The sequence below is a fragment of the Amycolatopsis roodepoortensis genome (genome assembly GCF_024628825.1).
Lineage (GTDB): Bacteria > Actinomycetota > Actinomycetes > Mycobacteriales > Pseudonocardiaceae > Amycolatopsis > Amycolatopsis roodepoortensis.
This window is the reverse complement of sequence record NZ_CP102415.1, coordinates 7,064,855-7,090,124: the sequence shown is the minus strand read 5'-3', so window position 1 is coordinate 7,090,124 and position 25,270 is coordinate 7,064,855. Positions and strand designations below refer to the sequence as shown.

At 69.2% G+C, this 25,270-nt stretch carries 24 protein-coding genes and 2 tRNA genes; 10 read left to right on the top strand and 16 right to left on the bottom strand.

The window, feature by feature from the left end; genetic code table 11:
- Positions 1-10: 10 nt before the first annotated feature.
- Positions 11-379 carry an SPW repeat protein gene (locus NQK81_RS33965; RefSeq protein WP_125673593.1) on the bottom strand — a complete coding sequence of 123 codons (369 nt, stop codon included), beginning with the start codon at positions 377-379 and terminating at the stop codon, positions 11-13.
- A gap of 204 nt (positions 380-583) precedes the next feature.
- On the opposite strand from NQK81_RS33965, the gene ccrA reads away from it, so the two are divergent.
- The 4 genes from ccrA to NQK81_RS33945 all read left to right on the top strand — a co-directional run bounded on the left by ccrA (position 584) and on the right by NQK81_RS33945 (position 4,847).
- Positions 584-1,933: a crotonyl-CoA carboxylase/reductase gene (ccrA, locus tag NQK81_RS33960; RefSeq protein WP_126732823.1), complete on the top strand. Its 1,350-nt coding sequence runs from the start codon at positions 584-586 to the stop codon at positions 1,931-1,933.
- 104 nt (positions 1,934-2,037) lie between these two features.
- Positions 2,038-3,147, top strand: coding sequence for a coiled-coil domain-containing protein (locus NQK81_RS33955; RefSeq protein ID WP_443092902.1), 1,110 nt, complete (start codon positions 2,038-2,040; stop codon positions 3,145-3,147).
- Between the two features lie 105 nt (positions 3,148-3,252).
- A complete protein-coding gene (locus NQK81_RS33950; RefSeq protein WP_007031721.1) occupies positions 3,253-3,702 on the top strand; it encodes a universal stress protein in 450 nt (149 codons plus the stop codon).
- Entirely contained in the window at positions 3,702-4,847 is a 1,146-nt protein-coding gene (locus tag NQK81_RS33945; RefSeq protein WP_257484717.1) for an adenylate/guanylate cyclase domain-containing protein, read from the top strand. The genes NQK81_RS33950 and NQK81_RS33945 overlap by 1 nt, the downstream gene beginning before the upstream one ends.
- 110 nt (positions 4,848-4,957) lie before the next feature.
- Here NQK81_RS33945 and NQK81_RS33940 read toward each other — a convergent pair whose 3' ends face one another.
- From NQK81_RS33940 to NQK81_RS33930, 3 genes are read right to left on the bottom strand one after another with little or no spacing between them, the layout of a single operon-like run.
- Positions 4,958-6,190: an aldehyde dehydrogenase family protein gene (locus NQK81_RS33940; RefSeq protein WP_257484716.1), complete on the bottom strand. Its 1,233-nt coding sequence runs from the start codon at positions 6,188-6,190 to the stop codon at positions 4,958-4,960.
- Between the two features lie 52 nt (positions 6,191-6,242).
- On the bottom strand, positions 6,243-6,956 hold the full coding sequence (locus NQK81_RS33935) for a M50 family metallopeptidase (RefSeq protein ID WP_126732820.1): 714 nt from the start codon (positions 6,954-6,956) through the stop codon (positions 6,243-6,245).
- A 35-nt stretch (positions 6,957-6,991) separates the two neighbouring features.
- Positions 6,992-7,933, bottom strand: a complete 942-nt coding sequence (locus tag NQK81_RS33930; RefSeq protein ID WP_257484715.1) for a DNA-3-methyladenine glycosylase family protein — start codon at positions 7,931-7,933, stop codon at positions 6,992-6,994.
- 141 nt (positions 7,934-8,074) lie between these two features.
- Here NQK81_RS33930 and NQK81_RS33925 point away from each other — a divergent pair, with 141 nt between their 5' ends.
- From NQK81_RS33925 to NQK81_RS33915, 3 genes are all read left to right on the top strand, one after another.
- Positions 8,075-8,845, top strand: coding sequence for a class I SAM-dependent methyltransferase (locus NQK81_RS33925; protein WP_257484714.1), 771 nt, complete (start codon positions 8,075-8,077; stop codon positions 8,843-8,845).
- A complete protein-coding gene (locus tag NQK81_RS33920) occupies positions 8,842-10,170 on the top strand; it encodes a M20 family metallopeptidase (protein WP_257484713.1) in 1,329 nt (442 codons plus the stop codon). Before NQK81_RS33925 ends, NQK81_RS33920 begins: the two co-directional genes overlap by 4 nt.
- 119 nt (positions 10,171-10,289) lie before the next feature.
- Positions 10,290-11,231 (top strand): S1C family serine protease, encoded by a 942-nt coding sequence (locus tag NQK81_RS33915; protein WP_257484712.1) that lies wholly within the window; start codon positions 10,290-10,292, stop codon positions 11,229-11,231.
- 85 nt (positions 11,232-11,316) lie between these two features.
- Here the strand turns inward: NQK81_RS33915 and NQK81_RS33910 are convergent, their stop codons facing one another.
- Both NQK81_RS33910 and NQK81_RS33905 read right to left on the bottom strand, forming a co-directional pair.
- Entirely contained in the window at positions 11,317-11,694 is a 378-nt protein-coding gene (locus NQK81_RS33910; protein ID WP_257484711.1) for a DUF3224 domain-containing protein, read from the bottom strand.
- 46 nt (positions 11,695-11,740) lie between these two features.
- On the bottom strand, positions 11,741-13,267 hold the full coding sequence (locus tag NQK81_RS33905) for a helicase HerA-like domain-containing protein (RefSeq protein WP_257484710.1): 1,527 nt from the start codon (positions 13,265-13,267) through the stop codon (positions 11,741-11,743).
- 112 nt (positions 13,268-13,379) lie between these two features.
- Between NQK81_RS33905 and orn the strand changes: the two genes are divergently transcribed.
- Positions 13,380-13,988, top strand: coding sequence for an oligoribonuclease (orn, locus tag NQK81_RS33900; protein ID WP_126732813.1), 609 nt, complete (start codon positions 13,380-13,382; stop codon positions 13,986-13,988).
- 77 nt (positions 13,989-14,065) lie between these two features.
- A tRNA-His gene (locus NQK81_RS33895) sits at positions 14,066-14,141 on the top strand.
- 85 nt (positions 14,142-14,226) lie between these two features.
- Here NQK81_RS33895 and NQK81_RS33890 read toward each other — a convergent pair.
- Positions 14,227-14,439, bottom strand: a complete 213-nt coding sequence (locus tag NQK81_RS33890; protein WP_257484709.1) for a hypothetical protein — start codon at positions 14,437-14,439, stop codon at positions 14,227-14,229.
- Between the two features lie 244 nt (positions 14,440-14,683).
- Entirely contained in the window at positions 14,684-15,904 is a 1,221-nt protein-coding gene (locus NQK81_RS33885; RefSeq protein WP_371878824.1) for a L,D-transpeptidase, read from the bottom strand.
- Positions 15,905-16,099: 195 nt separating this feature from the next.
- On the opposite strand from NQK81_RS33885, the gene NQK81_RS33880 reads away from it, so the two are divergent.
- Positions 16,100-16,172 (top strand) — tRNA-Lys (locus NQK81_RS33880).
- A gap of 108 nt (positions 16,173-16,280) precedes the next feature.
- On the opposite strand, the gene NQK81_RS33875 is transcribed toward NQK81_RS33880, so the two are convergent.
- From NQK81_RS33875 to NQK81_RS33840, 8 genes are all read right to left on the bottom strand, one after another.
- On the bottom strand, positions 16,281-17,435 hold the full coding sequence (locus NQK81_RS33875) for a glycosyltransferase 87 family protein (protein ID WP_257484707.1): 1,155 nt from the start codon (positions 17,433-17,435) through the stop codon (positions 16,281-16,283).
- A 102-nt stretch (positions 17,436-17,537) separates the two neighbouring features.
- Positions 17,538-18,200 (bottom strand): response regulator, encoded by a 663-nt coding sequence (locus NQK81_RS33870; protein ID WP_257484706.1) that lies wholly within the window; start codon positions 18,198-18,200, stop codon positions 17,538-17,540.
- Positions 18,197-19,438 (bottom strand): sensor histidine kinase, encoded by a 1,242-nt coding sequence (locus tag NQK81_RS33865; protein ID WP_257484705.1) that lies wholly within the window; start codon positions 19,436-19,438, stop codon positions 18,197-18,199. The genes NQK81_RS33870 and NQK81_RS33865 overlap by 4 nt, the downstream gene beginning before the upstream one ends.
- A gap of 17 nt (positions 19,439-19,455) precedes the next feature.
- Positions 19,456-21,267, bottom strand: coding sequence for an ABC transporter ATP-binding protein (locus NQK81_RS33860; protein WP_257484704.1), 1,812 nt, complete (start codon positions 21,265-21,267; stop codon positions 19,456-19,458).
- Complete coding sequence (locus tag NQK81_RS33855; RefSeq protein WP_257484703.1) at positions 21,264-22,817, bottom strand: alpha/beta hydrolase family protein; 1,554 nt, start codon at positions 22,815-22,817, stop codon at positions 21,264-21,266. Before NQK81_RS33855 ends, NQK81_RS33860 begins: the two co-directional genes overlap by 4 nt.
- Positions 22,807-23,592 (bottom strand): hypothetical protein, encoded by a 786-nt coding sequence (locus tag NQK81_RS33850; protein WP_257484702.1) that lies wholly within the window; start codon positions 23,590-23,592, stop codon positions 22,807-22,809. The genes NQK81_RS33855 and NQK81_RS33850 overlap by 11 nt, the downstream gene beginning before the upstream one ends.
- Entirely contained in the window at positions 23,589-23,807 is a 219-nt protein-coding gene (gene adfB / locus NQK81_RS33845) for an actinodefensin-associated protein B (RefSeq protein ID WP_257484701.1), read from the bottom strand. The genes NQK81_RS33850 and adfB overlap by 4 nt, the downstream gene beginning before the upstream one ends.
- Entirely contained in the window at positions 23,804-25,267 is a 1,464-nt protein-coding gene (locus NQK81_RS33840) for a hypothetical protein (protein ID WP_257484700.1), read from the bottom strand. The genes adfB and NQK81_RS33840 overlap by 4 nt, the downstream gene beginning before the upstream one ends.
- Positions 25,268-25,270 lie beyond the last annotated feature (3 nt).

The window sequence follows — 25,270 nt, the reverse complement described above, 5'->3', positions numbered from 1 at the left end:
TCCTCCTGGGTCAGTGCTGTCCCGCCGTCCGGTGCGTCGCCTGGGCGATCGGCATCGCCGCCGCCCCGGCCACCACGGTCAGGACGCCACCGATCCAAGCGGTCCAGGACGCGCCCATGAAGTCGGCGTATCCCATCACCCATGGCGAAATGAACAGCAGCGCGCCCAGGACGATCTGAATGCCTTCGCCATAGACCATGCCAGGCATCGCGAGCGACGCGAGACCGTCGAGGGCGACCAGCGCGCCGAGGATGACGAGCGTCCACATGGCGGTGTTGTCCGTGGTCATCCAGAGGGGTGAAAGAGCGACCACGACACCGATGACCACCTCCGCCCAGTCATGGGGACGGGTCCAAGGGCGCGTCGTGGGTTCGTTCATGCGTGCTCACCTCCGAATATCGGCTGAACCTGCAGGTCGGAGAGATCTCCACCGCCCATGGTGCGCTTGGTTGGCCGGCCGGTCAAGACCGGTCGATAACGCTTCGGGATGTGTACGTGCTCCACGTCTCGTACAGTTGTGAACCTGGTTACCCATGAGTAATTTAGGGCGCCACACGCCGTCCCCCCATTCGCGGAGGTTCCGATGTCGCAGCTCGGCGAGATCCAGCAGGCCATTCTGAACGATGACCTCGGCGCCGTGGCGTCGCTCGACGTGCCGGAGTCCTATCGCGGGGTGACCGTGCACAAGGACGAGGCCGGCATGTTCGAAGGCCTCGAAAGCCGGGACAAGGACCCGCGCAAGTCGCTGCACGTCGACGAGGTCCCGACGCCGGAACTCGGCCCGGGCGAGGCGCTGGTCGCGGTCATGGCGAGCGCGATCAACTACAACACCGTCTGGACCTCGATCTTCGAACCGGTCTCGACGTTCAAGTTCCTGGAGCGCTACGGGCGGCTTTCGCCGCTGTCGAAGCGCCACGACCTGCCCTATCACGTCGTCGGCTCGGACTTGTCCGGCGTCGTGCTGCGCACCGGGCCCGGCGTGCACAACTGGAAGCCGGGCGACGAGGTCGTCGCGCACTGCCTCAACGTCGAACTCGAGGGCCCGGACGGGCACAACGACACGATGCTCGACACCGAGCAGCGGATCTGGGGTTTCGAGACGAACTTCGGCGGGCTCGCGGAGATCGCGCTGGTGAAGGCGAACCAGCTGATGCCGAAGCCGGGACACCTCACCTGGGAGGAGGCCGCCTCCCCCGGTCTGGTGAACTCCACGGCCTACCGCCAGCTCGTCTCGCGCAACGGCGCCGACATGAAGCAGGGCGACGTCGTGCTGATCTGGGGCGCTTCGGGCGGCCTCGGCTCCTACGCGACGCAGTACGCGCTCAACGGCGGCGCGATCCCGGTGTGCGTGGTCTCCAGCCCCGAAAAGGCGGAGATCTGCCGGAAGCTGGGCGCGGAGCTGATCATCGACCGCAGCAGCGCCACTGGTGAGGGCTACAAGTTCTGGAAGGACGAGAACAACCAGGACCCGAAGGAGTGGCAGCGGTTCGGCAAGAAGATCCGCGAGCTGACCGGTGGCGAAGACCCGGACATCGTCTTCGAGCACCCGGGCCGGGAAACCTTCGGCGCGTCCGTCTACGCCGCGCGCAAGGGCGGCACGATCGTCACGTGCGCGTCGACTTCCGGCTACATGCACCAGTACGACAACCGTTACCTGTGGATGAACCTGAAGCGGATCATCGGCAGCCACTTCGCCAACTACCGCGAATCGTGGGAAGCGAACCGGCTCATCGCGAAAGGTCTGATCCACCCGACGCTGTCGAAGACCTACTCGCTCGAAGAGACCGGGCAGGCCGCGCTGGACGTCCACCGCAACGCACATCAGGGCAAGGTCGGCGTGCTCGCCCTTGCGCCGGAAGAAGGTCTGGGTGTCCGGAACCACGAGCTGCGCGAAAAGCACATCGACGGGATCAACGCCTTCCGGAACGTTTAGCGCGCCGGAACGTGCTTTCGCCGCGCGTTGCGTGGGTGCTCACCCTTCCGTGACTCCAGCTCGACTACGGTAGAAGAATGAGCCTTGGCGAGGAACGGGAGCTAGTGCCGCTGGGAGCCGGCTTCGACGTGGCGAAGCGCGGTTACAGCCGTGCGCAGGTCGACGAACATCTCGAACGGCTGGACGCCGATCTGAAGATGCTCACCGCCGATCGCGATGCCGCCATCGGACAGGCGGGCGACCTGGCACGGCAGCTGGAGATCGCACGCGGCGAGATCGCGGACCTGCGCGGGCAGGTCGACCGGCTCGCCCAGCCGCCGACCAGCGTCGAAGGCCTTTCCGAGCGCCTGCAGCGCATGTTGCGGCTCGCGCAGGACGAAGCCGCCGACACCAAGGCGCGCGCGGAGGCCGAAGCCGGGCACATCCGCGCGAAGGCGGAGACCGACGCGAGCGCGATGCGGGCCCGCTACGAGCAGCTGCTCAACGAGCTCGACCTCCGTCGCAAGGAGATGGAGGCCGAGCACCGCGGCGTGCTCGAGAAGGCCCGCGCCGAGGCGAAGGACATCATCGACAAGGCGAAGGCCGAGCGCGACAAGCTCGACGCCGAGTCGCAGCAGCGCCGCACGCAGGTCGAAGAGGACTTCGAGATCGCGATGGCGTCGCGGCGCACCGAGGCCATGCACGCGCTGGCCGAGCAGGAGGCCGCGAGCAAGGCCGAGGCCGCCCGCCGCGTCCGCGAGGCCACCGAGGACGCCGCCGCCATCCGCGCGAAGGTGCTCGAAGAGGAGACGGCGGCCAAGGCCGACATCGAACGCCGTCAGCGCGAGTCCGTCGCCGACGCCAACAAGCGCAAGCAGAACTCGATCACCGAGGCCAACGCCCGGCTCGCCGAGGCGGCCGACGAGGCACGCCGCCGCGTCCGGCAGGCCACCGAAGAGTCCAACCGGCGGATCACGCAGGCCACCGAACGGGTCGAAGCGCTCCGCAAGGTGCGCTCCAGCCTCGCCGAGCAGGTCCGCTCCGCGCGGACCGCGCTCGCCGAGGCGACGCACGTGCTCGGCGACGAACCGCATGTCCCGGCGGACCTGAAGGCGAAGCCCTCGCCCGACTCGGAAGCCACCGTGCAGCTCCGGACGGCCGATGTGCCGAAGGCCACATCCGGCGCGAAGCCTTCACCGCGACCTGCGGCAGCGCAGAAACCGACTGGCGAGTAACCTTTTCACCCGACCGTGCTCACGGCGGCCTGCGAGGCCGCCGACGAGCGGTTATCGTCGCTGCTCGCGCGCAGGTGCGGGCTGTCAGATCGGTGGAGGTTGCGGATGGCTGCATATCGGACCGTGGTCGTGGGCACGGACGGATCGGATTCCTCGTTCGCCGCGGTCGACCGGGCGGCGGGTGTCGCCGGGGACTCCGGAGCGACCCTGGTCATCGTGTGCGCCTACTACCCCGCCAACAAGGGCGACGTGGAGAAGGCGCAGGACGTCCTCGGTGACGAGGCGTACCAGGTTGTCGGCTCGGCGCCCGCCGAGGACACCCTCCTGTCCGCCCGCGACCGGGCGGCGAAGGCCGGCGCGAAGACCATCGAGACCGCCGCGGTCGTGGGCGACCCGGTCGACTCGCTGCGCAAGGTCGTCGCCGAGCGCTCCGCGGACCTGCTGGTGGTCGGCAACCGCGGGCTGAACACGCTCGCGGGCCGCATCCTGGGCTCCGTGCCGTCCGAGGTCGCGCGGAAGTCCGGGGTGGACGTGCTCATCGTCCACACCACCTGATGCCCGAACCCGGCGAGATCTCGCCCGACGCGCTGCAACAGCGCCTCGAACGGATCCTGCTCGGTGGAAGGCGCAAGTACACCCGGCTCGAAGTCGCCGAGAAGGCAGGCGTTCCCGAGGAACGCTCTCGGCGGCTTTGGCGTGCGCTGGGCTTCGCGACGGTCGAGGACGACGAGGTCGTCTTCACCGACGCCGACATCGAAGCCATCCGCACGGCCGATCAACTGATGAACTCGGGGCTGATCGACCCGAGCATCGAACTGGCCGTGACGCGCGCGCTGGGCCAGCACCTTTCGCGGCTCGCGGAATGGCAGGTCCACATGCTGTGGACGATGATCACCGAGAACAAGGAGATCGGCACCAGCGAACGTCAGATCGGGCGGCTCGTCGAGCGGCTGCTGCCCGAGCTCGAGAAAGTGCAGGAATTCGTCTGGCGCCGCCACCTGGCCGCCTACGCCGGCCGGGCGCTGGCCATGCCGGAGGAAGACCTCCAAGCTCGGACCGAAGTGGTCGGCTTCGTCGACATGGTCGGCTACACCCGGCTGACCAGGCAGGTCGGCGAAGAAGAGCTGACCGACATCCTCGACCGGTTCGAATCCGTCGCCACCGAGGTCGTCGCCGATCACCACGGGCGGATCGTGAAGATGATCGGCGACGAGGTCCTGTTCGTGGCCGATTCCGCCGTCGACGGTGCCGAGATCGCCCTCGCCCTGTCCGAACGCGCCGACGCCGACGAGACCCTGCCCTCCGTGCGCGCCGGGCTGGCTTCCGGCCGGATCCTCAGCCGGTTCGGCGACGTCTACGGCTCGGTCGTGAACCTCGCCGCCCGTCTCACCTCGACCGCGCGGCCGGGCACCATCCTGGTCGACAAGGAACTCGCGGCCGAGCTATCGGGCTTCCCGCAGTACGAGGTCCGCTCGCGGCGGCCCGTTTCGGTGCGGGGCTACAACCGGCTGCGGCCTTCGTCCCTACGCCGGGCGCGGGACCGGCCTTCGGGCATGTTCGCGTCTTCGCAGCAGCTCGCCGCGGAGATGCTGGGGCTGGCCGACGCCACTCCTCCCCCCGCGCCCGCTCCGGAGGAAGTCGAGGACGCCACCGCGGACTCGTTGCCGCCCCGGCCTCGGTCGAAGCGGCGGCGGCGCTGATCCCCTGCCGGGGAGAGCAAGGGACCTTTGCTACCACTTCCGCGAGCGAGCCCGGTCGTGAGTGGCGTTTCGTGTTCTAACCCGAATCGCCACTCACGACCAACGTGAGGTCAGGCGGGCAGCACGGCGTACTGCCGCACGTAGAGATCGGTGTAGGTGACCGGGCCGCGCGGGCCGGGGACCTTGTCCAGGTTGATGCCGGTCTCGGGGACGGCGAGGAGCTTGAAACCGTCGAGCAGCCGGGTCGGGGCGTTCCAGAAGACACCGGTGCCGGTGTACGCGTCGAAGAACGCGTCGGCCGCTTCGCTGCTTTCGGTCGCGATGCCGGCGGCCAGGCCCGAGGTCCGTTCGTTGGCGATCTCCGCCGCTTCGGGCAGGCTGGAGACCTTCGCGACGGTGACGGTCGCTTCGCGGTCGGAGTCGAGCGCCCATTCGTAGCCGATGGCGTGCTCGTGCGGCGCGAGCGACGGGGTGACGCCCCGCTCGGCCAGCGCGCCGGAGATGCCGGGCCAGACGCGGTCGTGCGCGCTCTCGTGGATCAGCAGCAGGTTCAGCCGGTTGCAGACGCCGAGCCGGTCGAGGCTGTTGAAGACCAGGTCGCGCACCTTGTCGGTGTCGGCAGCCTCGTCGACGTACAGCACGCCGCCGCCATCGGCGTGCGCCAGCGTGCGGACGCCGTGGACGGCCGCCTCGGTGGCCAGCGCCCGGGTGCTGTCACCGCTGCCGCGCAGGATGACCAGCGGCACGAGCGCGGGGAACCGGACCAGCGCGGAAGCTGCTTCGCGTTCGGCGCGCGGCACCAGCTGGATGACGTCCGGGTCGATACCCGCCTCGGAGAGCGCGGGCGCGATCACGGTCTCGCGCAGGCGCTGCGCCGAGCCGAGCGCGGCGGAACCCGTGCGGAGCACGCCACCGTTGCGCGACTTCACCAGCTGCGAGGCGACGTCCACCGTGACGTTCGGGCGCGCCTCGTAGTTCGCGCCGATCACGCCGACCGGGCGGCGGCGTTCCACCAGCCGCAGGCCTCCGTCCAAAGTGGACACGTCGACGGACCGCTCCTGATGCGGCGCACCCGCCAGGAGACGGAGCTGTTCGGCCATCCCGGTCAGCCGCTCGGGCGTGATGGTGAGCCTGTCGAGCAGGCCCGCGCTCATGCCGTCCTCGCGCGCCTTGGCGATGTCGGCCTGGTTCGCTTCGAGCACGACGTCGGCGTGCTCGACCAGCTTGTCCGCCATGGCGTTCAGCGCGGCGTCGATCGCCTCCGCGGTCGCGGCGGCCAGTGACGGCGCGGCCCGTTTCGCCGATCGAGCGCATTCCTCGACGGCCTTGGCGACCTCATCCATCTGCTGACTCCTTCCGCGCGGAACGAGCCATCAGTCTGCCGTACCGCCCCGGTCAGGCGACGGTCGGCTCCAGCAGCCACAACCCGCCCGCGAAGAGACAGCTCACCGTCAGCACGGCCATCACCAGTACCCACAGCACCGCGGGCATCCCGGTGAGCCTGCCGAGCTGATCGGCGTCGGAATCCCGTGCCGCTCCCCGGCGCCGCTTGATCTGCAGCTCGACCACCGGCCGGACACCGCCGAACAGCAGGAACCAGGTCAGCAGGTAGACGAAGATCGCCTGGAACCACGAGGGCGCCACCAGCGCGACCAGCCCGAGCACCACCGAGCTGGCGACCACGGTGAACACGCCGTAGGTGTTGCGCACCATCACCAGCACGCCCAGCAGCATCAGCGCCATCGTGATCAGCACGACGGTGATCAGGTCCGACGAGAGCAGCCCCGCGAACACCAGCCCGAGCACCGCCGCCGCCGGGTACCCGGCGAGCGCGGTGAACGCCATCCCCGGGCCCTCCGGTTTGCCACGGGAGACCGTGACGCCGGAGGTGTCCGAGTGCAGCTTGATGCCCTGCAGCCGACGCCCGACCAGCACCGCCGCCAGCGCGTGACCCGCCTCGTGGACGAGCGTGATCAGGTTGCGGGCGATCCGCCAAGGCCTGCCCGAGAGCACCACGAGCAGCGCGAGACCACCGGTGACCAGGGTGATCGTGCCGGGAGGGGTGGACTGGGCGATGTCGGAAACCGTTTCGGCGGGAGACGAGCTCACCTCCTCAGCTCACCACAAGCCGGATATGTCCCGTGTCAGGCGGTCATCGAACCTCCGATCCCGCGCGTGCGAAACTCCCCGTCGTTGCGCAGGGCGAAAGCCACCCAACTGCGGAAGGGCCGCCACACCGCGGACAGCTCCTCCAGCTCTTCGGGTGGCGCCTCAAGCAGGTCGTACGCGGCCCGCATGGCCTCCTGCAACCGGGGTTCGCCACTGGGGAAGACGTCCGGGTGCCCGGCGCCCCGGATCAGGATCAGCTGCGCCGAGAACGGGCCGATCCCCGGCAAGCGCTGCAACCAGCGCAACGCGTCCGGCACCGGCATCGCACGCAGATACGCGGCGTCGAGCAGACCGTCCTTGGCGGCGTTGGCCACCGCGCGCAACCGCTCGGCCTTCACCTCCGGCAGCGCCCGCCCGGCCTCCGGCCCGGCCAGGACGTCCGGCGCGGGGAACGACCTGAGGACCTTCCCGCCGACGTCCACGGGCCTGCCGAACTCCTCGGCGAGCCGTCGTTTCACCGTGGCCGCCTGGGACATCCCCGCCCGGTGGCTCAGGATCGCCCAGCAGGCCGCTTCATAGGGCGAATGGAACAGCACCGGCCTCAGCCCGGGGTGCGCCTGCTGGAGGCGGCGCACCACGGGATCCGCCGTGCCGACCTTGGCGAAGCCGACGCCGTCGACGTCCACCGACAGGATCCGCCGGACCTGGGCGCCGACTTCGACGGCGAGGCCTTCTTCAGCGAAGACCTCCACCTCGATCGAACCGGGCGATCTCTGTCTGACGGCCGCACCGACGTGCTCCCAGCCCGCCTCGGCGGGGAAGGCGAAGCGCAGGGTGCCGGGATCGGCGGCGGCGTCCGCGCGGCACGCGGGCGGGAAATCGGTCAGGAAACGGATGGACTTGTCGAGGTCGAACGGGCCGCGCACCGGGATGCGAAGCGTGGTCGAGGCGGTGTGCTGCAGGATCGAGCCGGTCATTTCGGGCTCCTTCGGCTGGGGAACGGCGACTCCCTCCGACGTTAGAGAGGGCCACCGACAGTTTCGGGTCGTGGCGGCGGGAATGTCGCGAACGGGCCGGTCATGGCAGATTCTCCGGTGAGGACCGTGAAGGGAGCAGCCATGCCGGACCATCGCGAACGTCTGAGGAGCCTCCTGCGGCCGGGCACCACACCCGCCGCCGACCGCAAGGATTTCCTTGACCTGCTGGGGGAAATCCCGCAAGCGGGGCCACCGACCGGACTCGCTCAGCGGCTGATGCGCACCTCCGCCGTGCCGATGATCTACGAGCGGTACTGGCGGCCGGCATTGGGCAGGGTCGCGAAAGGACTGAACGGCCCGAGCATGGCAGGCGAGGTCCGGATCGCGCTCGAAGCGCTCGGCCTCCGGCCCGGCAAGGTCGCGCTGGACGTCGCCTGCGGCACCGGCAGGTTCACCCGCGCTTTCGGCGAAGCGGTCGGTCCGGACGGGTTGTCCATCGGGCTCGACGGTTCGGTCTCCATGCTGGAGAAGGCCCTCGCCGCGCCCAATCCCCCTTCGGTGACCTATCTGCGCGCCGACGCCGTCGACCTGCCGCTCGACGATTCCACTGTGGACGGCGTCTGCTGCTTCGCCGCGCTGCACATGTTCGCCGATCCGGACGCGGCACTGGATTCGTTCGCCCGGGTGCTGAAACCCGGCGGCTCGCTGGTGGTGCTGACCAGCGCCCGGCACGGCGAGCAGCCGATGCGGCTGGCGGACACCGTCCTCGGCAGGCTGAGCGGGCAGCGGATGTTCGACCGCGGCGAGATCGCGGCGAAGCTGTTCCGGCGGGGCTTCGACCACGTCGGCGAGCGGTACTCCGGTGTCACGCAGATCGTCACCGGCGAGCTAGGAGTTAACATCCGGAAATGATCCGCTCTGAGCACGCTTCGCCGATCCCGCCCGACGACAGCTATCTCCGCTCGCTGGTCGACGCGACCGCGGACGCCGTCGCCGCGGCCGAACCCCTCGGTTCGCCCCACGACGGCGCGGACGCCGCCACGCGAGACGCCGTCAGCGCCGAGATCCGCGCGCTGGAAGCGGAATTGGTGGGGCTGAGCCAGGACCTGCACGCTCATCCGGAAGAGGGTTTCGCCGAGCACCGCTCGGTCCGCGCGCTCGGTGACCTGCTCGAGCGGCACGGCCACGAGGTGACGATCGGCGCGGGCGGGCTCGACACCGCCTTGGTCGCGACCACCCCCGGCAGCGGCCCGCATATCGCGGTCCTCTCCGAATACGACGCGCTTCCCGGGCTCGGCCACGGCTGCGGGCACAACGTCATCTGCACCGCGGGCGCGGGCGGCTTCCTCGGCGCGGCGGCGGTCGCCGAACGCCTCGGCGGCCGGGTCTCGCTGATCGGCACACCGGCGGAGGAAGGCGGTGGCGGCAAGGAGACCATGGCCCGCGCCGGCGTTTTCGACGACGTCGACGCGGTGGTCATGCTGCATCCGTTCAGCCACGACATCGCCATGCACCCGTTCCTCGGCAGGCGGCAGCTGGAAATGGTGTTCCACGGGGTCGGCGCGCACGCCTCGGCTCAGCCGTTCATGGGACGCAACGCGCTCGACGCCGCCGTCGCCGCGTACCAGGGAGTCGCGGCGCTCCGGCAGCATCTGCCGTCGGGCGACCGCGTCCACGGGGTCTTCACCGACGGCGGCGCGCGGCCGAACGTCGTCCCCGAACGCGCGGCCCTGCTGTTCTACCTCCGCTCCGCGCAGCCGGACACGCTGCGCGACCTCGCCGAGCGGGTTTCGGCGATCGCGCGTGGTGCGGCGGAAATGACCGGCTGCGGAGTCGAACTGAAATGGGACGCCCAGCCCGCGTATCTCCCGATCCGGTTCAACACCACCCTCGCCGGACGCTGGTCCGTGCACCAGGTCGACGCCGGCCGCAAACCGCTGCCGCCGGGGATCGTGCCCGAATTCCTCACCGGTTCGACGGATCTCGGCAACCTCTCCTACCGGATGCCCGCGATCCACCCGATGATCGCCATCGCCGGACCGACGACCGCCTTGCACACCAAGGAGTTCGCGGCCGCGGCCGGTTCGCCGGACGGCGATCGCGCGGTCGTCGACGGCGCGCTGGGACTGGCGCTGACCGCCGTCGACTACCTGGCCGACGCGAAACTCCGCGCCGCGGTGCACGAAGAGTTCGAGGCGTCGGGCGGAGCGCTGGACGTACCGGCGTTCTTCGACTGACCGCTCGAAGTGCTCTTTCCCGCTGAGAGCGCATGGGGCGGAGTCTCAGCTGATTCTTCTCAGGAAAGCACAGGGGGATTCCACAGGCGGTTCACAAGTACGGGCGCGAATCTTGTTCCATGACCGAGAACGAGAGTCGGCCAGGCCCCGCCTCAACCGGTGGGCACCAGCCGCCGCATCAGCAGCAGTACCCCGGTTACCCCACTTGGCAGGCCGCGCCGAATCCGCTCGTCGCCCCGCCACCACGCAAGAAGGGCGGCCGGGTCGCCGTCCTCGTCAGCGCGACGGCGCTCGCCGCCGCACTCGTCGGTGGTGTCGGCGGAGCGGCGATCTCAGGGCTCGGCTCCACGTCGACGGCGTCGGGCACGGGTTCGTCCGCGGTCGCCAACGGGCAACTGGTCGGGAACAACACTTCGGGTGACGTCAGCGGGGTCGCCGCGAAGGTGACGCCGAGTGTCGTCCAGGTGAACGTGACCACCGCGCAGGGTGAGGCGGTCGGCTCCGGCGTCATCCTGACGGCGGACGGGCGCATCCTCACCAACGCCCACGTGGTCGCCGACGCCGAGGGCGACGTGACCGTCACGTTGTCGGACGGCAAGCAGTACAAGGCCAGCGTGGTCGGCGCCGACACGAAGGCCGACATCGCCGTGCTCCAGGCGAAGGACGCGAGCGGCCTGACGCCGGCTTCGCTCGGCGACTCCAGCAAGCTCGCCGTCGGCCAGCAGGTCGTCGCGATCGGCTCGCCCGGCGGGCTGCAGAACACCGTGACCACCGGGATCGTGAGCGCGCTGAACCGCAAGCTCGACGAGCTGGGCAGTGGTCAGGAGCGGCGCTCGCCCTACAGCAGGACCACGAACGAAGCCGGTCCGAGCTACACCGCGATCCAGACCGACGCCCCGATCAACCAGGGCAACTCGGGCGGGGCGCTGGTGGACGCGCAGGGGAACGTCATCGGCATCAACTCCGCGCTGTACAACCCGGCCTCGACCGGCAGCATCGGCATCGGTTTCGCGATCCCCATCAACGACGCGAAGAAGATCGTCGAGCAGATCGTCGGCTGATCCGGCCGTCTGGACCGCTGTCAGGGGGCGGCCCAGCAGGCACTGTCCGTGAAGGCCTCCTTCGACAGGAGGCCTTCACGGACTTTCAGAGTTCGTAGGTGAGCGTGAAGGTGTGGTTGCCTTCGTCGTCCTTGACGATCTCCGCCGTTCCGGTGATACCCGCCAGCTCACCGTGACCGGAGCCCGGCAAGACGATCAGGTGATGCCCGTTCTCCCCCGCCGAGTGATGCAAGACGAAGCCACCCTTGCGCCCGTCGACGGTGACGGCCAGCCGCTCGAAGGCGACGTACGCCGACGACGTCTCGTTCACCGCCGTCAGCATCTCCACGGCGCTGGTCCCTTCGACGTCACCGGTGAACGTCTTGGTCAGCAGCACCCGGGAGAACTCGGTGCCTTCGGCCTTCTCGGTGGCTTGCGGATCCCAGCCGTCCACGGTGAACGACGCTGTCGCGGTGTTGGTCATGCGCCGAGCCTGCCCGACATACCTGACAGATCGCGTCAGGTATTCCTCACCGCCTCCGGTTCCCGAACAGGCCGCGGGTGATTTCCCTCCCCAGCGCGCTCGCCGCCGAGCGGAGGAACGACTTGACCGCCGGGTTCTTCATCGCCTGCTCGACCATGCCGGGGCCTTCCTTCTCCGGCTTCGGAACGGGAGCCTCGGGCGGCGGCGCCTCACCAGCCGGCGGCGCAGCCACCTTCGCGGCGAGCTTCTCGTAAGCCGACTCACGGTCGATCGTCTCGGAGTACTTCGCGTGCAGGTCCGAAGACGTCGTCGCCGCGGAAATGGCTTCGGCGCCGATGGAACCCATCTTCGAACGCGGCGCGCGAAGGCGTGTCCACGCGACCGGTGTCGGCGCGCCCCGCTCGGAAAGGACGGTGACGATCGCTTCGCCGATACCGAGCGACGTCAGCGCCGAGTCCAGCTCGTAGTGCTTCGTCTTCGGATACGTCTTCACCGTCTTCGTCAGCGCCGCCTGATCCTCGGGCGTGAACGCGCGCAACGCGTGCTGCACCCGCGCACCCAGCTGGGACAGGACGTTGTTCGGGATGTCCGTCGGGAGCTGTGTGCAGAAGAAGACGCCGACACCCTTCGACCGGATCAGCTTCACGGTCTGTTCGATGCGCTCCAGGAACGCCTTCGACGCGTCGTTGAACAGCAGGTGCGCCTCGTCGAAGAAGAACACCAGCTTCGGCTTGTCGAGGTCTCCCTCTTCGGGCAGCTCCTCGAACAACTCGGCCAGGAGCCACATGAGGAAGGTCGAGAACAGCGCCGGCTTCGACTGGAGGTTGTCCAGCTCCAGCAAGGTCACCATCGCCTTGCCGTCGACCTCGCGCATCAGATCGTGGACGTCCAGCTCGGGCTCGCCGAAGAAGTCCTCGCCGCCCTGAGCCTCCAGATTGGACAACGCGCGGAGGATCACGCCTGCCGTCGCGGCCGAGACGCCGCCGATGCCCTTGAGGTCCTCCTTGCCTTCGTCACTCGTCAGGTGCGTGATGACCGAGCGGAGGTCCTTCGTGTCCAGCAGCGCCAGCCCGCGCTGATCGGCCCAGTGGAAGATCAGGCCGAGCGTCGACTCCTGGGTTTCGTTGAGCCCCAGCACCTTCGACAGCAGGATCGGGCCGAAACTGGTGATCGTCGCGCGGATCGGCGACCCCTTGCCGCCCGTGCCCAGCGACAGGAACTGCACGGGGAACGCGGCGGGCTCCCAAGAGTCACCCAGTTCTTCCGCGCGTTTGGCGATCTTGTCGTTGCTCTCGCCCTGCGCGGCGAGCCCGGACAGGTCGCCCTTCACATCCGCCAGCACCACGGGCACCCCCGCGGCCGACAGCTGTTCGGCGATCAGCTGCAGGGTCTTCGTCTTGCCGGTACCGGTCGCGCCCGCGACCAGCCCGTGCCGGTTCAGCGTCGCGAGCGGCAGGCGGACCGCCGCGCCGGCGTCGGCCTTGCCGTCGATCACGACGGCGCCGAGCTCGACCGCCGCCCCCTCGCTCACGTATCCCTGCGCGATCTCCTGGGCTGGACCCTGTTCGGCCACTGTCGCTCCCCGATCTGTGACATGACTCACCTGAGGATGCACACGGTGCCAGCAACGCGCCGAACCCGCACGTCGCGCGCCACGAATCCCCGGGTCGGGTTAGGGTTTCGGGGTGAACGACCGCCTAGTCTGGATCGACTGCGAGATGACGGGGCTCGACCTCGGCAAGGACGCGTTGATCGAAATAGCCGCGCTGGTGACCGACGCCGAGCTCAACGTCCTCGGCGAAGGCGTCGACATCGTCATCCACGCCGACGACGAAGCCCTCGACGGCATGCCGGAGGTCGTCCGCGAAATGCACGCCCGCTCCGGCCTCACCGAAGAGGTCCGGCGCTCCACCGTGACCATGGAAGAGGCCGAGCAGCGCGTGCTCGAGTACGTCCGCGCGCACGTTCCCGAGGCCAACGTCGCCCCGCTCGCCGGCAACTCCATCGCCACCGACCGCGGCTTCATCACCCGCGACATGCCGTTGCTCGACGCGCACCTGCACTACCGCATGGTCGACGTCTCGTCGGTGAAGGAACTCGTCCGGCGCTGGTACCCGCGGATCTACTACGCCAAGCCCGAGAAAGGCCTCGCGCACCGCGCGCTCGCCGACATCAAGGAATCCATCGGGGAGCTCGACTACTACCGTCGCGCCGCCTTCGTCCCGCAGCCCGGCCCGACCACCGAACAGGCCAAGGCGGCGGCCGCTGAAGTGCAGGAACGCCACCAAGGGTAACCCGTTGCGAGCCCCCGAAACGGGCACGCTAATATAGTGCGGCCGAGGTGATGGGGAGTTCCCCGAGCCCGGCGATGGTGGGCGTAGCTCAGCTGGTAGAGCACCTGGTTGTGGTCCAGGAGGTCGCGGGTTCGAAACCCGTCGCTCACCCCATCAACCCCAGTTCGGCCGGTTCTTCCGGCAGGCTGGGGTTTCGCTTTTCCGGGTATCGGTAACGCGGCGTGGCGCTCGCGCGAGTTCAGGAAGTAACTCGCGCGGAGGATGCCATGAGACGCTGGCCGATGTTGGTGATCTCGGGACTCTTCGCGCTGATTTCCGCCTGCACGGCCCACCCGCCGAACCCGACACCGGCGATGACGTCGACACCGGTCACGACCGTGACCGCGACGCCGTCGACTTCGGTACCGCCGCCGGTGACCGTGACGGTGAGCCCGACCACTTCGTCGGTCAAGAAGTCACCGTGGCGATGCGAACCGGGGTACCCGAACTGCACCAAGGCCCAGTCGCAGAAGTACCTCGCCGAACTCGAGTACCAGCGGTGTCTACGCGATCCAGCGAAGATCTGGGACACCGGCACCCAGAAGTGCCGCTACAAGACCAGCGGCGAAGTGCAGTGGGAGCACCACTACGGGCCCCTGGAAACGCCATGAGGGGTCCCGTTAGGACGTCCTAACGGGACCCCTCATGGCCATAGGTCAGTTCCGGTCGCCGCCGGTCTTCCAGTCGTCCCACGACATCTGCCACACCGACCAGCCGTCGGTGGGCTCCAGCACCTGCGGGCCCGAGTTGGTGACCGTGATGATGTCACCCTTCTTCGAGGTGTCCATCAGCCACTTCGCGTTCTCGGTCGACAGGTTGATGCAGCCGTGGCTCACGTTCCGCTTGCCCTGGGAGCCGACCGACCACGGCGCCGAGTGGTAGAAGATGCCGCTGTTGGACATCCGCACCGCGTACTTCACGAACGTGCGGTAGCCGGCCTTGCTGTCCGTCGGGACGCCGTACGTGCTGGAGTCCATCGTGTACCCGGTGTGCTCGCTCATCACCGTGTAGGTCCCGGCCGGGGTGCTGCTCGACGGCTTGCCCATCGAGATCGGCATCTGCTTGACCTCTTGGTCGTTCACCACGACCTTCATCTGGTGCGTGCCGCCGTCCGCGGTCGCGACCAGCTTGTCGCCGACGACCACCTTGGCGGGCTTGTCCTCGCGGCCGAAGGTGTTGTTGCCGAGGTTCTTGCCGTAGATCGCCGCGTTGACCGAGATCTTCGTGCCCGGCTTGAAGTACTCCTTGGGCCGCCACATCACGGTCTTCTCGCCGAACCAGTGGAACGCGCCCTCGGCCTGCGGCTCGGTGACGATCTTCAGCATCTTCTCGGTCGCCGCCTTGTCCGGCACGTTGCCGGTGAAGGTGAAGATCAACGGCAGGCCGACGCCGACCGTCTCCCCTTCGACCAGGTTGATCGAGACGCCGATCTGACGGCCGGGCTTGGCCGTGGAGAACGTCGAGGTCGAGGTGACCGGCTTGCCGTCGGTGCCGGTCGCGGCCGCGGTGACGGTGTAGGTCTTGCCGTAACCGAGCGGCTCCGCCGACTCCCAGCCCGAACCGTCTTCCTTCGGCTTGCCCGCGACGACCTTGCCGTCGGCACCGGTCAGCTTGACCTCGCCCACCTTGCCGTCGGCCACGGCCACCGTGACCGGCTCGCCGGGCGCCACGTTCGCCGCACCCTGCGCCGGGGTCAGCGTCACCACGGCCGGCTTCGGCTCCGGCGCGGGCGCGGCGCTCGGCTGCGAACCCCCAGGAGCACCACCCTGCGACGGCGATTCACCCGACGGTGTACTGCTGCACGCGGCCAGTGTGAACCCAGCCACCAACGCCACCACAGCCACCCGCGACCGCCCCGTCGCTCCCCAGACCCTCATGCACACCGCCCGTTTCGCGTGGTACCAACCCCAACGTCTGGCTATAGTCTGCCTGACCGGCCGCAACGCTCGCGGCCGGATGGCCGAATACGTCCCGGCCCGTCGTTAGGGGACCCCCCTGAAACGGGCCCCAGCAACCCTGTGTTAATGTTTTCCACGTCGCCGAGGGGAACACCAAAGCGGCGGAACAAGCAGGCGCCATTAGCTCAATTGGCAGAGCAGCTGGCTCTTAACCAGCGGGTTCGGGGTTCGAGTCCCTGATGGCGCACAGTAGTGAACCAAAGCCCATCCACGGTCCGTCCCGGTTTTCCGGGATTCCGTCGGTGGGCTTTGATCGTTTTCACGGCCGACGTGCCACCCCGATTTCAGTCACCGATCAGCTCCCCCGTGCCACGACGGGAACGGCGTTCTCGCTGTCCACATCGGACAGCCGGCGGTAGAGCACGAAAACCAGGGCGAGCGCCGCGATCAGGTAGGCGTTGCCGACGACGGCTTGGCCGAGGTTCCAGGTGCGTTCGGCTCCGCCACCACCAGGGACCACGGCGACCGTCCAGCCGGTGAACACGACGGCGGCGATCGCCACCACCGACTGCCGGACCTTGGTGCACAGGTAGCCGAGGGCCGGTACCGCCCACACCCAGTGGTGCGTCCACGAGATCGGGCTGACCAGCAACGCACAGCTCGCGGTCACCAGCAGGGCGGCGGGATCGTCGCCCACGCGGTGGAGACGTCGGACGAGCCACATCATCACCACCGCGCAAAGGACGCCGAAGCAGCCGATCAACATTGTCGCGACGCGGCCGTCCGGCAGCGTCCGTGCGATGAATCCTTGCCATGACTGGTTTCCCACCCAGCCCTTCATCTCCGCGAAGTGGCTGTTGAAGATCGCGGACGTCCAGTAGCGCAAGGAATCCTTCGGCAGGAGGACGAACGCGAGCGCCGTCGCGCCGACGAAGGCGGCCGAGGCGCGGGCCGCGTCCGCGATCCGCCGGACGAGCAGGAGGTGGACGATGAAGATGAGCGGGATCAGTTTGACCGCCGCCGCGAGTCCGATCCCGATTCCGCGGAAGCGCGATTCGCGCAGCAGCAGCACATCCGCGACCACGACGGCCATCAGGAGAAGATTGACCTGGCCGAGCCCGATCGTCTGCCACACCGGTTGCAGGGCGAAGGCGGCGAGCAGCAGGAGCGGGACGTAGGCGCGCTCGGTGAAGGGCCGGAGCGCTACATAGAGCGAAGGCGCCGCCGCGACCGCCAGCAGCCCCCAGCACACGTGCGCCGGCAGCGCGGTCAGCGGGACGAAGAGCAATGCGGCGAACGGCGGATAGGTGAACGGGAGTTCCGGCACCCAGCCAGGTAGCGCGGTCAGGTGCTCGTACAGCGGCTCCCCGTGGAGCACGGCGGACCCACCGGCGCGGTAGACGGCCGAGTCGACCCCCAGCGGGATATCCGAAAGCCACCAGGCGAACGCGATCGCGACGAGCACGGTGACCGCGGTGCCGACCGCGATCGGGGCGTTGATCCGAACCATGGGTGAAACGATCTCCGTTTCGAGGCCGCGGCACATCGCCCGGCGGAACCGTCTTGTCACCGCTACCCGGGTAGCGCGGGGCGGCGAACCCGTACCCCGGTACTAGGTGTCGCTGCCCGGCACGATGAGCCCGGCCTCGTAGGCGACCACGACGGCTTGGGCGCGGTCACGGACGCCGAGTTTGGTGAACACCCTGCTGACATGGGATTTCGCGGTCTGCTCCGCGATCACCAGCGCTCCGGCGATCTCGGCGTTGGACAGGCCGCGCGCGATCAGGCGGAGCACGTCGGTTTCCCGCGCGGTCAGGTCCGCCACCCTGGTGTTACCCGTCTGCGCGGCGGCGTGGGTCCGGGTGAACTCACCGACCAGCCGTTTGGTGATCGCCGGCGCGAAGAGCGCGTTGCCCGCGGCGACCACCCTGACGGCGGTGACCAGGTCGTCCAGCGGGGCGTCCTTCAGCAGGAAGCCGCTGGCGCCCGCCCGCAGCCCGCCGAACACGTACTCGTCGATGTCGAAGGTGGTGAGCATCAGCACGCGGACGTCGTGCCACCTCTCCACGATGCGCCTGGTCGCCTCGAGCCCGTCCAGCCCTGGCATGCGGACGTCCATCAGCACCACGTCCGGTGCCAGTTCGGCGCAGAGGGCGACGGCCGCGGCCCCGTCGGGTGCCTCGCCGACCACCCGGATGTCCTCCTGCGCGTCGAGGACGGCGCGGAAACTCTGCCGGACCATGGTCTGGTCGTCGGCGATGACCACCGTGATCACGGTTCCGAACGCCCCCCGTCGTCGAGTGGAACCGTCAGCGCGACCCGGAAACCACCGTCCGGTCTCACCCGCGCTTCCAGATCCGCCGCGAGCATAGCGGCCCGCTCCCGCATTCCCAGCAGCCCGTGACCGGGGCCGGTCTGCCCGGTTCGCAGCGGCCTCTCCCCCTGCCCGTTCTCGATCACCAGCCGGATCGAACGCGGACCGGTCACGAGTTCGACGGACACTGGTGCGCCGGGAGCGTGCCGGATGGCGTTGCTGAGCGCCTCCTGCACGATCCGGCAGACCGACAGCGCGACCCCGGCGGGGACGGCGTCCAGGTCGCCGCCCACGTCGAGCTCGCACGGGGTGCCGACGGCCCGGACCCGCTCGACGAGTTCGGAAATCATCGCCAGTCCCGGCTGCGGGGCGATCAGGACCTCGCGGTCCTCCGAACGGAGGACGCCGAGCAGTCTGCGCAGTTCGGTCAGCCCTTCGCGGGCCGTCCCGGCGAGGTCTGCGAACTCGCGCCAGACGCCGTCGTCGACGTCGGCCTTGCCGGGACCGGCGAAGCGGAATCGTGCCGAATCCGCCCGCAACGCGAGAACGGACATGTGATGGGCGACCACGTCGTGCAGTTCGCGCGCGATGACGGCGCGTTCCTCCAGTACCGCCGCCCGTCTTTCCTCGGCGATCCGGCGGTCCTGCTGGGCGACCCGGGCTTCGTCGGCGAGACGGCGCTGGCGGACCGTGTTGCCGAGGAAGAACAGCGCGCCGGCCAGGACCACGAGCAACGCCGCGTCCCGCCAATCGCGCAGGAAGGGCACCATGACGGCGAAGGAGATCAGCACCACGCAGGTCAGTTCCCGCTGATCGTTGCCCGCCCCGACGAGGTAGAAGACGACGGCGGCGGCGAGCGCGAGGCCGGGAGACCACGGCCAGCTCCAGAACTGGACCATCTGCGGCAGCGTCGGCGGCGTCAGCACGATGCCCACGAGCAGCACTCGCCAGCCCCACAGCGGCGAACGGATCGCCAGCAGGCAGGGCAGCACGCTGACGACGACGTTGAACGTCTTCACCGCGGGCGACGCGGAAACGATCGCGAAGGTGAGGAAACCCGCCCACAGGCCGAATCCGGTGAGAGCGACGTTGCGCAGCGTGCGCAACCCCGCCGTGCGCGTCGGCGGGGTGTCCGTGCCGGTGAACGCGACGTAGCGGAGGACTTCCCACCACTCACGCGGACGCTGTCGGTCGACCATCGGTGATCACTCTACACTCAGCTTGTCTCACTCTGCGTAGTCGCACGCTCTTCGTATCCGGCCGCCTGCAGGCGGAACAGCTTCGCGTAGATCCCGCCCGCGGCGAGCAGGCTCCCGTGGTCGCCCGATTCGACGATCCGGCCGCGGTCCAAGGTGTAGATCCGGTCGGCCCCGCGCACGTTGGACATCCGATGCGAGACGAAGAGGACGGTGCGGCCCTTGAAGAGGTCGCGCAGCCTGTCGAACAGTTCCGCTTCCGCCTGGGCGTCGAGTGAAGCCGTCGGCTCGTCGAGGATGACGAACGGCGAATCGCGGTAGAACGCGCGCGCCAGCGCCAGCCGCTGCCATTGCCCGAGCGAAAGGTCGGTTCCGCCCGAGAACTCCGCGCCGAGCACCGTCTCGTATCCCTGGTCGAGACGTTCGGCGATCGTGTCGACGGCGGCGCTGCGCGCGGCTTCGGCCCGCCGCCGCGCCGGATCTTCCGCACCCGGCCTTCCGAACTCGATGTTGTCGGTGACCGTCAGCCGGTACTTGACGAAGTCCTGGAACAACACCGCCGCGCGATCACGAAGCACCTCGAGTTCACGAACGGGCTCCCCGTCGATCGAAATCGTGCCCGTGCTCGGCGGGTACAGTCCCGCGAGCACCTTCGCGAGCGTCGTCTTCCCCGATCCGTTGGTGCCCACCAAGGCGACTATCCCGCCGGCAGGCAGGTCGAGGTCCACCCCATGCAGGGTCGGCTCCGACGCGCCGGGATAGCGGAACCCGATGCCGCGGGCGGTGAGCGATCCCGACGCCCGCGGAGGTGTTTCGAAGGTCTCCGCCGGTCGCGAAGCCGCGAAAAGCCGGAGATCCGCCAGATAGAGCAGAACGTCGCCCAGCGCGGTGAACAGGAACGTGATCGACTGCACCCGCGTGTTGAGCAGGAAAAGCCCCAGCAGGGCGGCGATCGCGGTGGGGACGTCGATCCCGCCGGAATCGACGTAGAGCCAGACGCCGCCGATGATCGCCACGGTGATCAGATCCCCGGCAAGCCTGGCGGCGATCTTGCGCTTGGCATGCCGCCGCTGCACATCCGTCGTGTCCGCGATCTCCTTTTCGTAGCAGGAATCCCAGCGGTCGAACAACGTCTGGCCGATACCGAACGCGCGGATCTCCTTCGCCTCTTCACGGCCGGTCAGCAGTCGTTCGAGGTAGTCGCGGACACGGCGGTTTTCGGCGAGTGTCTCGTTGAGTCCGTAGCGCGCGTCGCGCTCTTGTTTGGCCGCACGGATCAGCGGGATCGGGGCGAGCAGGCACAACGGGAGCAGGATCCAGGTCATGGCCACGAAAGTGGCCCCGACCGCGATCAGGCTGAACAACGTCTGGATGATCGCGACAGCGGAGGAGACCAGCGTGATCGGTTGCACGCGAGACGCGAAGACGGCGCGCTGGAGCCGGTCGTAGAAGGCCGGGTCTTCGAAGGTCAGCAGGTCCGTTTTCATCGTCGACCGCAACACCAGGGACAGGATGTGGCGATCCGTCTTGACCGCGAGAACGCGCTGCCACGACTGGGCGAGGCCGCGGAAGGCACCGTTGACCGAAGTCAGCACCATGGCGGCCATCAGCAGCGGGATCAGGTTCGACCAGAGATCGGCGCGCGCGTCGCCGCCGAGACCGCTCAGCAATTCCTTCGTGAACAGCATCACGACGCTGAGCGTGGCGGCGGAGAACACCTGGTGGACCAGGATCGCGGTGAATCGTCGCCGATCGGCCGCCCAGATCAGGCGCAGCGCGAAGACGGTCGTGCCGGCGAGGCTTCTGGTCGAGAGCCCCTTCGTAGCGGTCACCGTCCGGCCGGGGTTCGTTCGAGCACCTTCGCCAGCCATTCGGTCTGGACGCGGCGCAGCCGGTCATGGCTTTCGCGGTACCGGAAAGTGTGGCCCTCGCCGGGGAACAAGGCCAGGCGGGCCGCTCCACCGGCGGCGACGAGTCCCTGGTAGAACTCGACGGCCTGGTCGGGATGCGTCGCGGGGTTGGCGTCGTCGAGACCGTGCGCGATCAGGACCGGCCGCCGGATCCGGTCGGCGAACAGGAGCGCGCTGAAGGCATGGTAGATCCCGGGAATCGCCCAGTAGGGCCGTTTCTCGTACTGGAAGCCGCCACAGACGCGTGTCCTGTTGTAGCAGCCGCTCTGCGCGATACCCGCCGCGAGACCGGGAAAGTGCGCCAGCGCGTAGAGGGCGAGTGTGGCCCCGAAGCTGTGCCCGCCGGCGACGACGCCGTCGCCGAGGTGGTCGAGGCTCGCCCCAATGGCGCGCTCCAGTTGCCGATGTACCTGTTCGAGGGTGACGTCACCGGGCCAATGCAGCGGCAGGTCGAGGACGGCTTGACGGCAGTCCGCCCCCACGAACCCGTTCGGTTCGGGCAGATCGGCACGGAGCGCGCCTGACGTCGCGCGCAGCCAGAGCACTGTCGCGTCGACGTCACCCGGCGGTGACACGGTCAGCACCGCGTCGTGGACGCCCGTCGGAATCGTGACGACCTCTTCGGCGGCATCGGTCCGGGAAGCCCTCGAAGGACGGACCGGACGCGGCCGCGGCGGCCTGAGCCCGGCGCTGTGCGCCAGTGGCTCCAAGCCCGCCTCGGTCAGTTTGCCGACCGTCCAGGCCAGCCGTTGGGCCCCGGTACCGGCACGGACGCTCGGCCGCAGACCGGAAACGTGGTCGACGAGCACGGAACCGTCGGTCCTCCGCTCGAGATGCCGCACCAGGAGGGCCTCCGAGAGCAGCGGGCGCTCAGTGCCGCGGTTCAGGTCGAGCTCGACCGGCCGGGCCCCCGCCGCCGCCAGCAAGGCTTCGATACCGGGTTCGAAGGACACGTAGCCCGGCCCGACGGCCTCGTAGACGAGCGGATCGGTCTTGGTCCCCGCTCCGCCTTCTTCGCCGGTCTCGGGGCGGAGCACCAGCAGGCGATCGCGGTCGAGCCAGCACAGGGGCGCGCCGCCCGCGTTACCGAAGGTCGTAAGGGACGCGGCGACCCTGATCCCGGCCAGCTCCGTCACCGTGCGCGCGGCGCAATCCGCGATCCACGGGTGGATCCCGCCGGGGCCGTGAGCGAGACCGGCGAGCAGCGGGAGACGCGGATGCCAGGCGTAGCCGAAGCCGGTCGTCCGGGACACGGACGGTTGCCACTCGTCGCCGTCGGCGTACCGCACCACGACCGAGAGGGGTTCGGCGCGATCCACCGCGAGCCCTGCCAGGTGAAGGTCGAGTTCGAGACCGCACCATTCGCCGAGGTCGCCCCGGTGGTCCGCCAGGCTCGGCCGCTCGGGCAGCGTCGTCCGCACCGAGAGCGAGCCGTCGCCGTGCGGATGGTCGAGCGAGTGGCTAACCGGCATGTGTCCCTCCGGGCAGGCGCACCACGATGCGGTCGATGAGCGCCTTGACGTCGCCGATACCCGCGACGGGCGAGCACACCGGCTCCCCGGTGGCGTCGAGGCCGGTCGCGGACGGCACACCGAGACCGTCGAAACCCGCCGGACGTTCGTCACCGGGGTTGAGCACCACGGTGGTGATCGAGTCCCGGCGCGCCGGCTCCATCCGGTCGATCAGGGTGTGCAACGACCGACACGCCGGGCACGAGCCCGAAACGTAGAGCCGCACCCCGAACACGGGTTCCAGGCACGGTGGGGCGTCGGTGCCCTCGGCCGCCCGCCGGTCGAAGTGACGCAGCACGACGACGAGCACCGCCGAACCGGCGACACAGCCCACGAGCCGTGGCAACGGCGAAGCCTCGGCGAGGAACGGCAACGCGGCGGCCGCGACGACCGCGCCCGCCAGGTTCGCGCCGATATGCGCGCTGCCGACGGCGGCGAGGCGGGCGGCCCCGAAACAGGCGCACTTCTGCCCGCGCAGCTGATAGGCCACCACGGCGAGCACGGTGTAGGAGACCAGCCCCACCAGGGCGGCGAATCCGCCGGGCAGCGCGATGATCAGGGCCGCCGCGCCGATCTCCGCCGCGCCGGCCAGCCGCGGTCCGTGCGGGGCGGCGAGGAGGCGGGAACCGTACGGCCACGACAGCCCGGCGGCGGGCACGAACAGCTTGGACAGACCGGCGACCAGCAGTGGCGCGGCCAGCAGGCCGAACACGGCCTGACCCAGTGCGGAGATCAACGGACGTCCTTTCGTTCGACCAGCCAGCCCGATTCGAGCAGGTCACGGGCGAAGCCGTCCTCCGGCTTCTTCACCGGCGAGCCCAGCAGGTCCTGGACCACCGCGGCCTGGGATTCGGTGCATTCGGCGAGGGCCAGGGTGGCGCCTTCGACAAGCACACCGCCCCCGAACGGGAGCCGGGTGAACACGACACCCTCGGCGAGTTCGTAGGTCATCGCTTCCTCAGCCACCTCTCCAGCCAGGTCAGGCGCAACAGCATCGGCGCGCGGTCCGCAGTCAGCACTGCGTCGTCGAGGATCTTCAGGACCGGCCGGATGTCGAGCAGTCCCAGATCCGCGAGCACGCTGCCGTTCGAGAGTTCGATGGCGACCTTCTTGCGCTCGCGGTGCAGGTGCCGGGCCGCGGCGGCACGCAGGGCGAACGCCGAAGACGACTCGCGCACCCGCCCCGTGTCCTTCGCGAGCGCCTCCCGCATCGGGACCTGGTTGACGAAGAGTCCGTCGCGGATATGGCCGAGTCGCCGCGGGTCGTAGCCCGCGACCGACGCCAGCACCCCCGCGTCGAGGCCGGGGACGATCGTCCGGTCGCCCGCGACGGCCAGTGCCCCGTTCTCCCACAGCCGTGCCTGGGCCCGTCCGACCGGCGCGGGAAGGTGGTCCAGATAGGCCCGCCAGAGCGCCCCTGTCGCCAGCTGCGCGGACTTGAGCAATTCCCGCCCATCTTCGGTGAGCCCCGGCAGACCGTGCCCGCCGTGGCCGGTGGCGGGAGCCGCGAGACCCGGCTGCGCCTCGGCCGCACGGGCGGCCGCGGCGTTGGCGCCCCTGGTTTCGAGCGCGGCGAGCGCGGCGGTGACGTCGGGGAGCACACCGGTGGTGTGGAAGGGTTCGCAGGCCAGCAGACGCCGTCCACCGCGTCCGACCTCGACTTCGGAAAGCGTCGTCGTGACCAGGCTTTCCAGCAGCGACCCCAGCACGAGCGGACGCTGCGCGAAACTCGTGAGGCGATCGACCAGATGGCGGCGCATCTCCAGTTCAGGGGTGGGCGGCACCAGTTCCTCACCGGTGATCATGTCCTGATCGAGCACCTCGGCCAGATCACAGGGGACGTACTCGATCCGCAGCCCGGCGGGCGCCGGGAGCGGCGGCCGGGGGACGCCGCCGGCGTGGAAGAGCACGGGCGCGTGGCCGGCGGCACGGGCGCAGGTCGCGAGGAATGTCGAGGAGAGGCCGCCGCTGAAGGCGATCCCGTAATCCCCGCCGAGTTCCCCGAGGTATCTGGTGACGGCCTTGTGCAACGGCTTACGGGAGGGCACGACGTCGGATCTCCGCTGCCTGACGGAAACGCCGTCGACGCCGAGGGTCAGGTACGAACCGACCGTGAGGCGGTACACGCCCGCCAACGGGCTCCCGTCGGGAGGTTCGGGCAAGCCCTCGACGAGGGCGAGGAGCCGTCCATGGTCGAGGTCGGCGTCGGATCGCGCCCGGAACGCCTCGACGTCCTCGCTGAATTCGATGCGGCCGGCGCCGAGCCGGTAGAAGATCTCCCGCGACGTCGGCTCCGGACGGCCGATCTCGAACTCGGAGGCGGTGGAACGCACGGTCAGGCCCGTCCGCGAGTCGATGTCCTCGCCGCGGTAGACGATTTTTCCGCCGTCGAGCTCTATTTCCCTCAGCACGGC

Coding starts and splice junctions, on each gene's coding strand:
- NQK81_RS33945 (WP_257484717.1), top strand. CDS start 3,702: ATGCCCGAACCCGGCGAGATCTCGCCCGACGCGCTGCAACAGCGCCTC.
- adfB (WP_257484701.1), bottom strand. CDS start 23,807: ATGACCTACGAACTCGCCGAGGGTGTCGTGTTCACCCGGCTCCCGTTC.
- NQK81_RS33950 (WP_007031721.1), top strand. CDS start 3,253: ATGGCTGCATATCGGACCGTGGTCGTGGGCACGGACGGATCGGATTCC.
- NQK81_RS33940 (WP_257484716.1), bottom strand. CDS start 6,190: ATGGATGAGGTCGCCAAGGCCGTCGAGGAATGCGCTCGATCGGCGAAA.
- NQK81_RS33965 (WP_125673593.1), bottom strand. CDS start 379: ATGAACGAACCCACGACGCGCCCTTGGACCCGTCCCCATGACTGGGCG.
- NQK81_RS33915 (WP_257484712.1), top strand. CDS start 10,290: ATGACCGAGAACGAGAGTCGGCCAGGCCCCGCCTCAACCGGTGGGCAC.
- NQK81_RS33865 (WP_257484705.1), bottom strand. CDS start 19,438: ATGGTCGACCGACAGCGTCCGCGTGAGTGGTGGGAAGTCCTCCGCTAC.
- ccrA (WP_126732823.1), top strand. CDS start 584: ATGTCGCAGCTCGGCGAGATCCAGCAGGCCATTCTGAACGATGACCTC.
- NQK81_RS33930 (WP_257484715.1), bottom strand. CDS start 7,933: ATGACCGGCTCGATCCTGCAGCACACCGCCTCGACCACGCTTCGCATC.
- NQK81_RS33875 (WP_257484707.1), bottom strand. CDS start 17,435: ATGGTTCGGATCAACGCCCCGATCGCGGTCGGCACCGCGGTCACCGTG.
- NQK81_RS33920 (WP_257484713.1), top strand. CDS start 8,842: ATGATCCGCTCTGAGCACGCTTCGCCGATCCCGCCCGACGACAGCTAT.
- NQK81_RS33910 (WP_257484711.1), bottom strand. CDS start 11,694: ATGACCAACACCGCGACAGCGTCGTTCACCGTGGACGGCTGGGATCCG.
- NQK81_RS33855 (WP_257484703.1), bottom strand. CDS start 22,817: ATGCCGGTTAGCCACTCGCTCGACCATCCGCACGGCGACGGCTCGCTC.
- NQK81_RS33925 (WP_257484714.1), top strand. CDS start 8,075: ATGCCGGACCATCGCGAACGTCTGAGGAGCCTCCTGCGGCCGGGCACC.
- NQK81_RS33885 (WP_371878824.1), bottom strand. CDS start 15,904: ATGAGGGTCTGGGGAGCGACGGGGCGGTCGCGGGTGGCTGTGGTGGCG.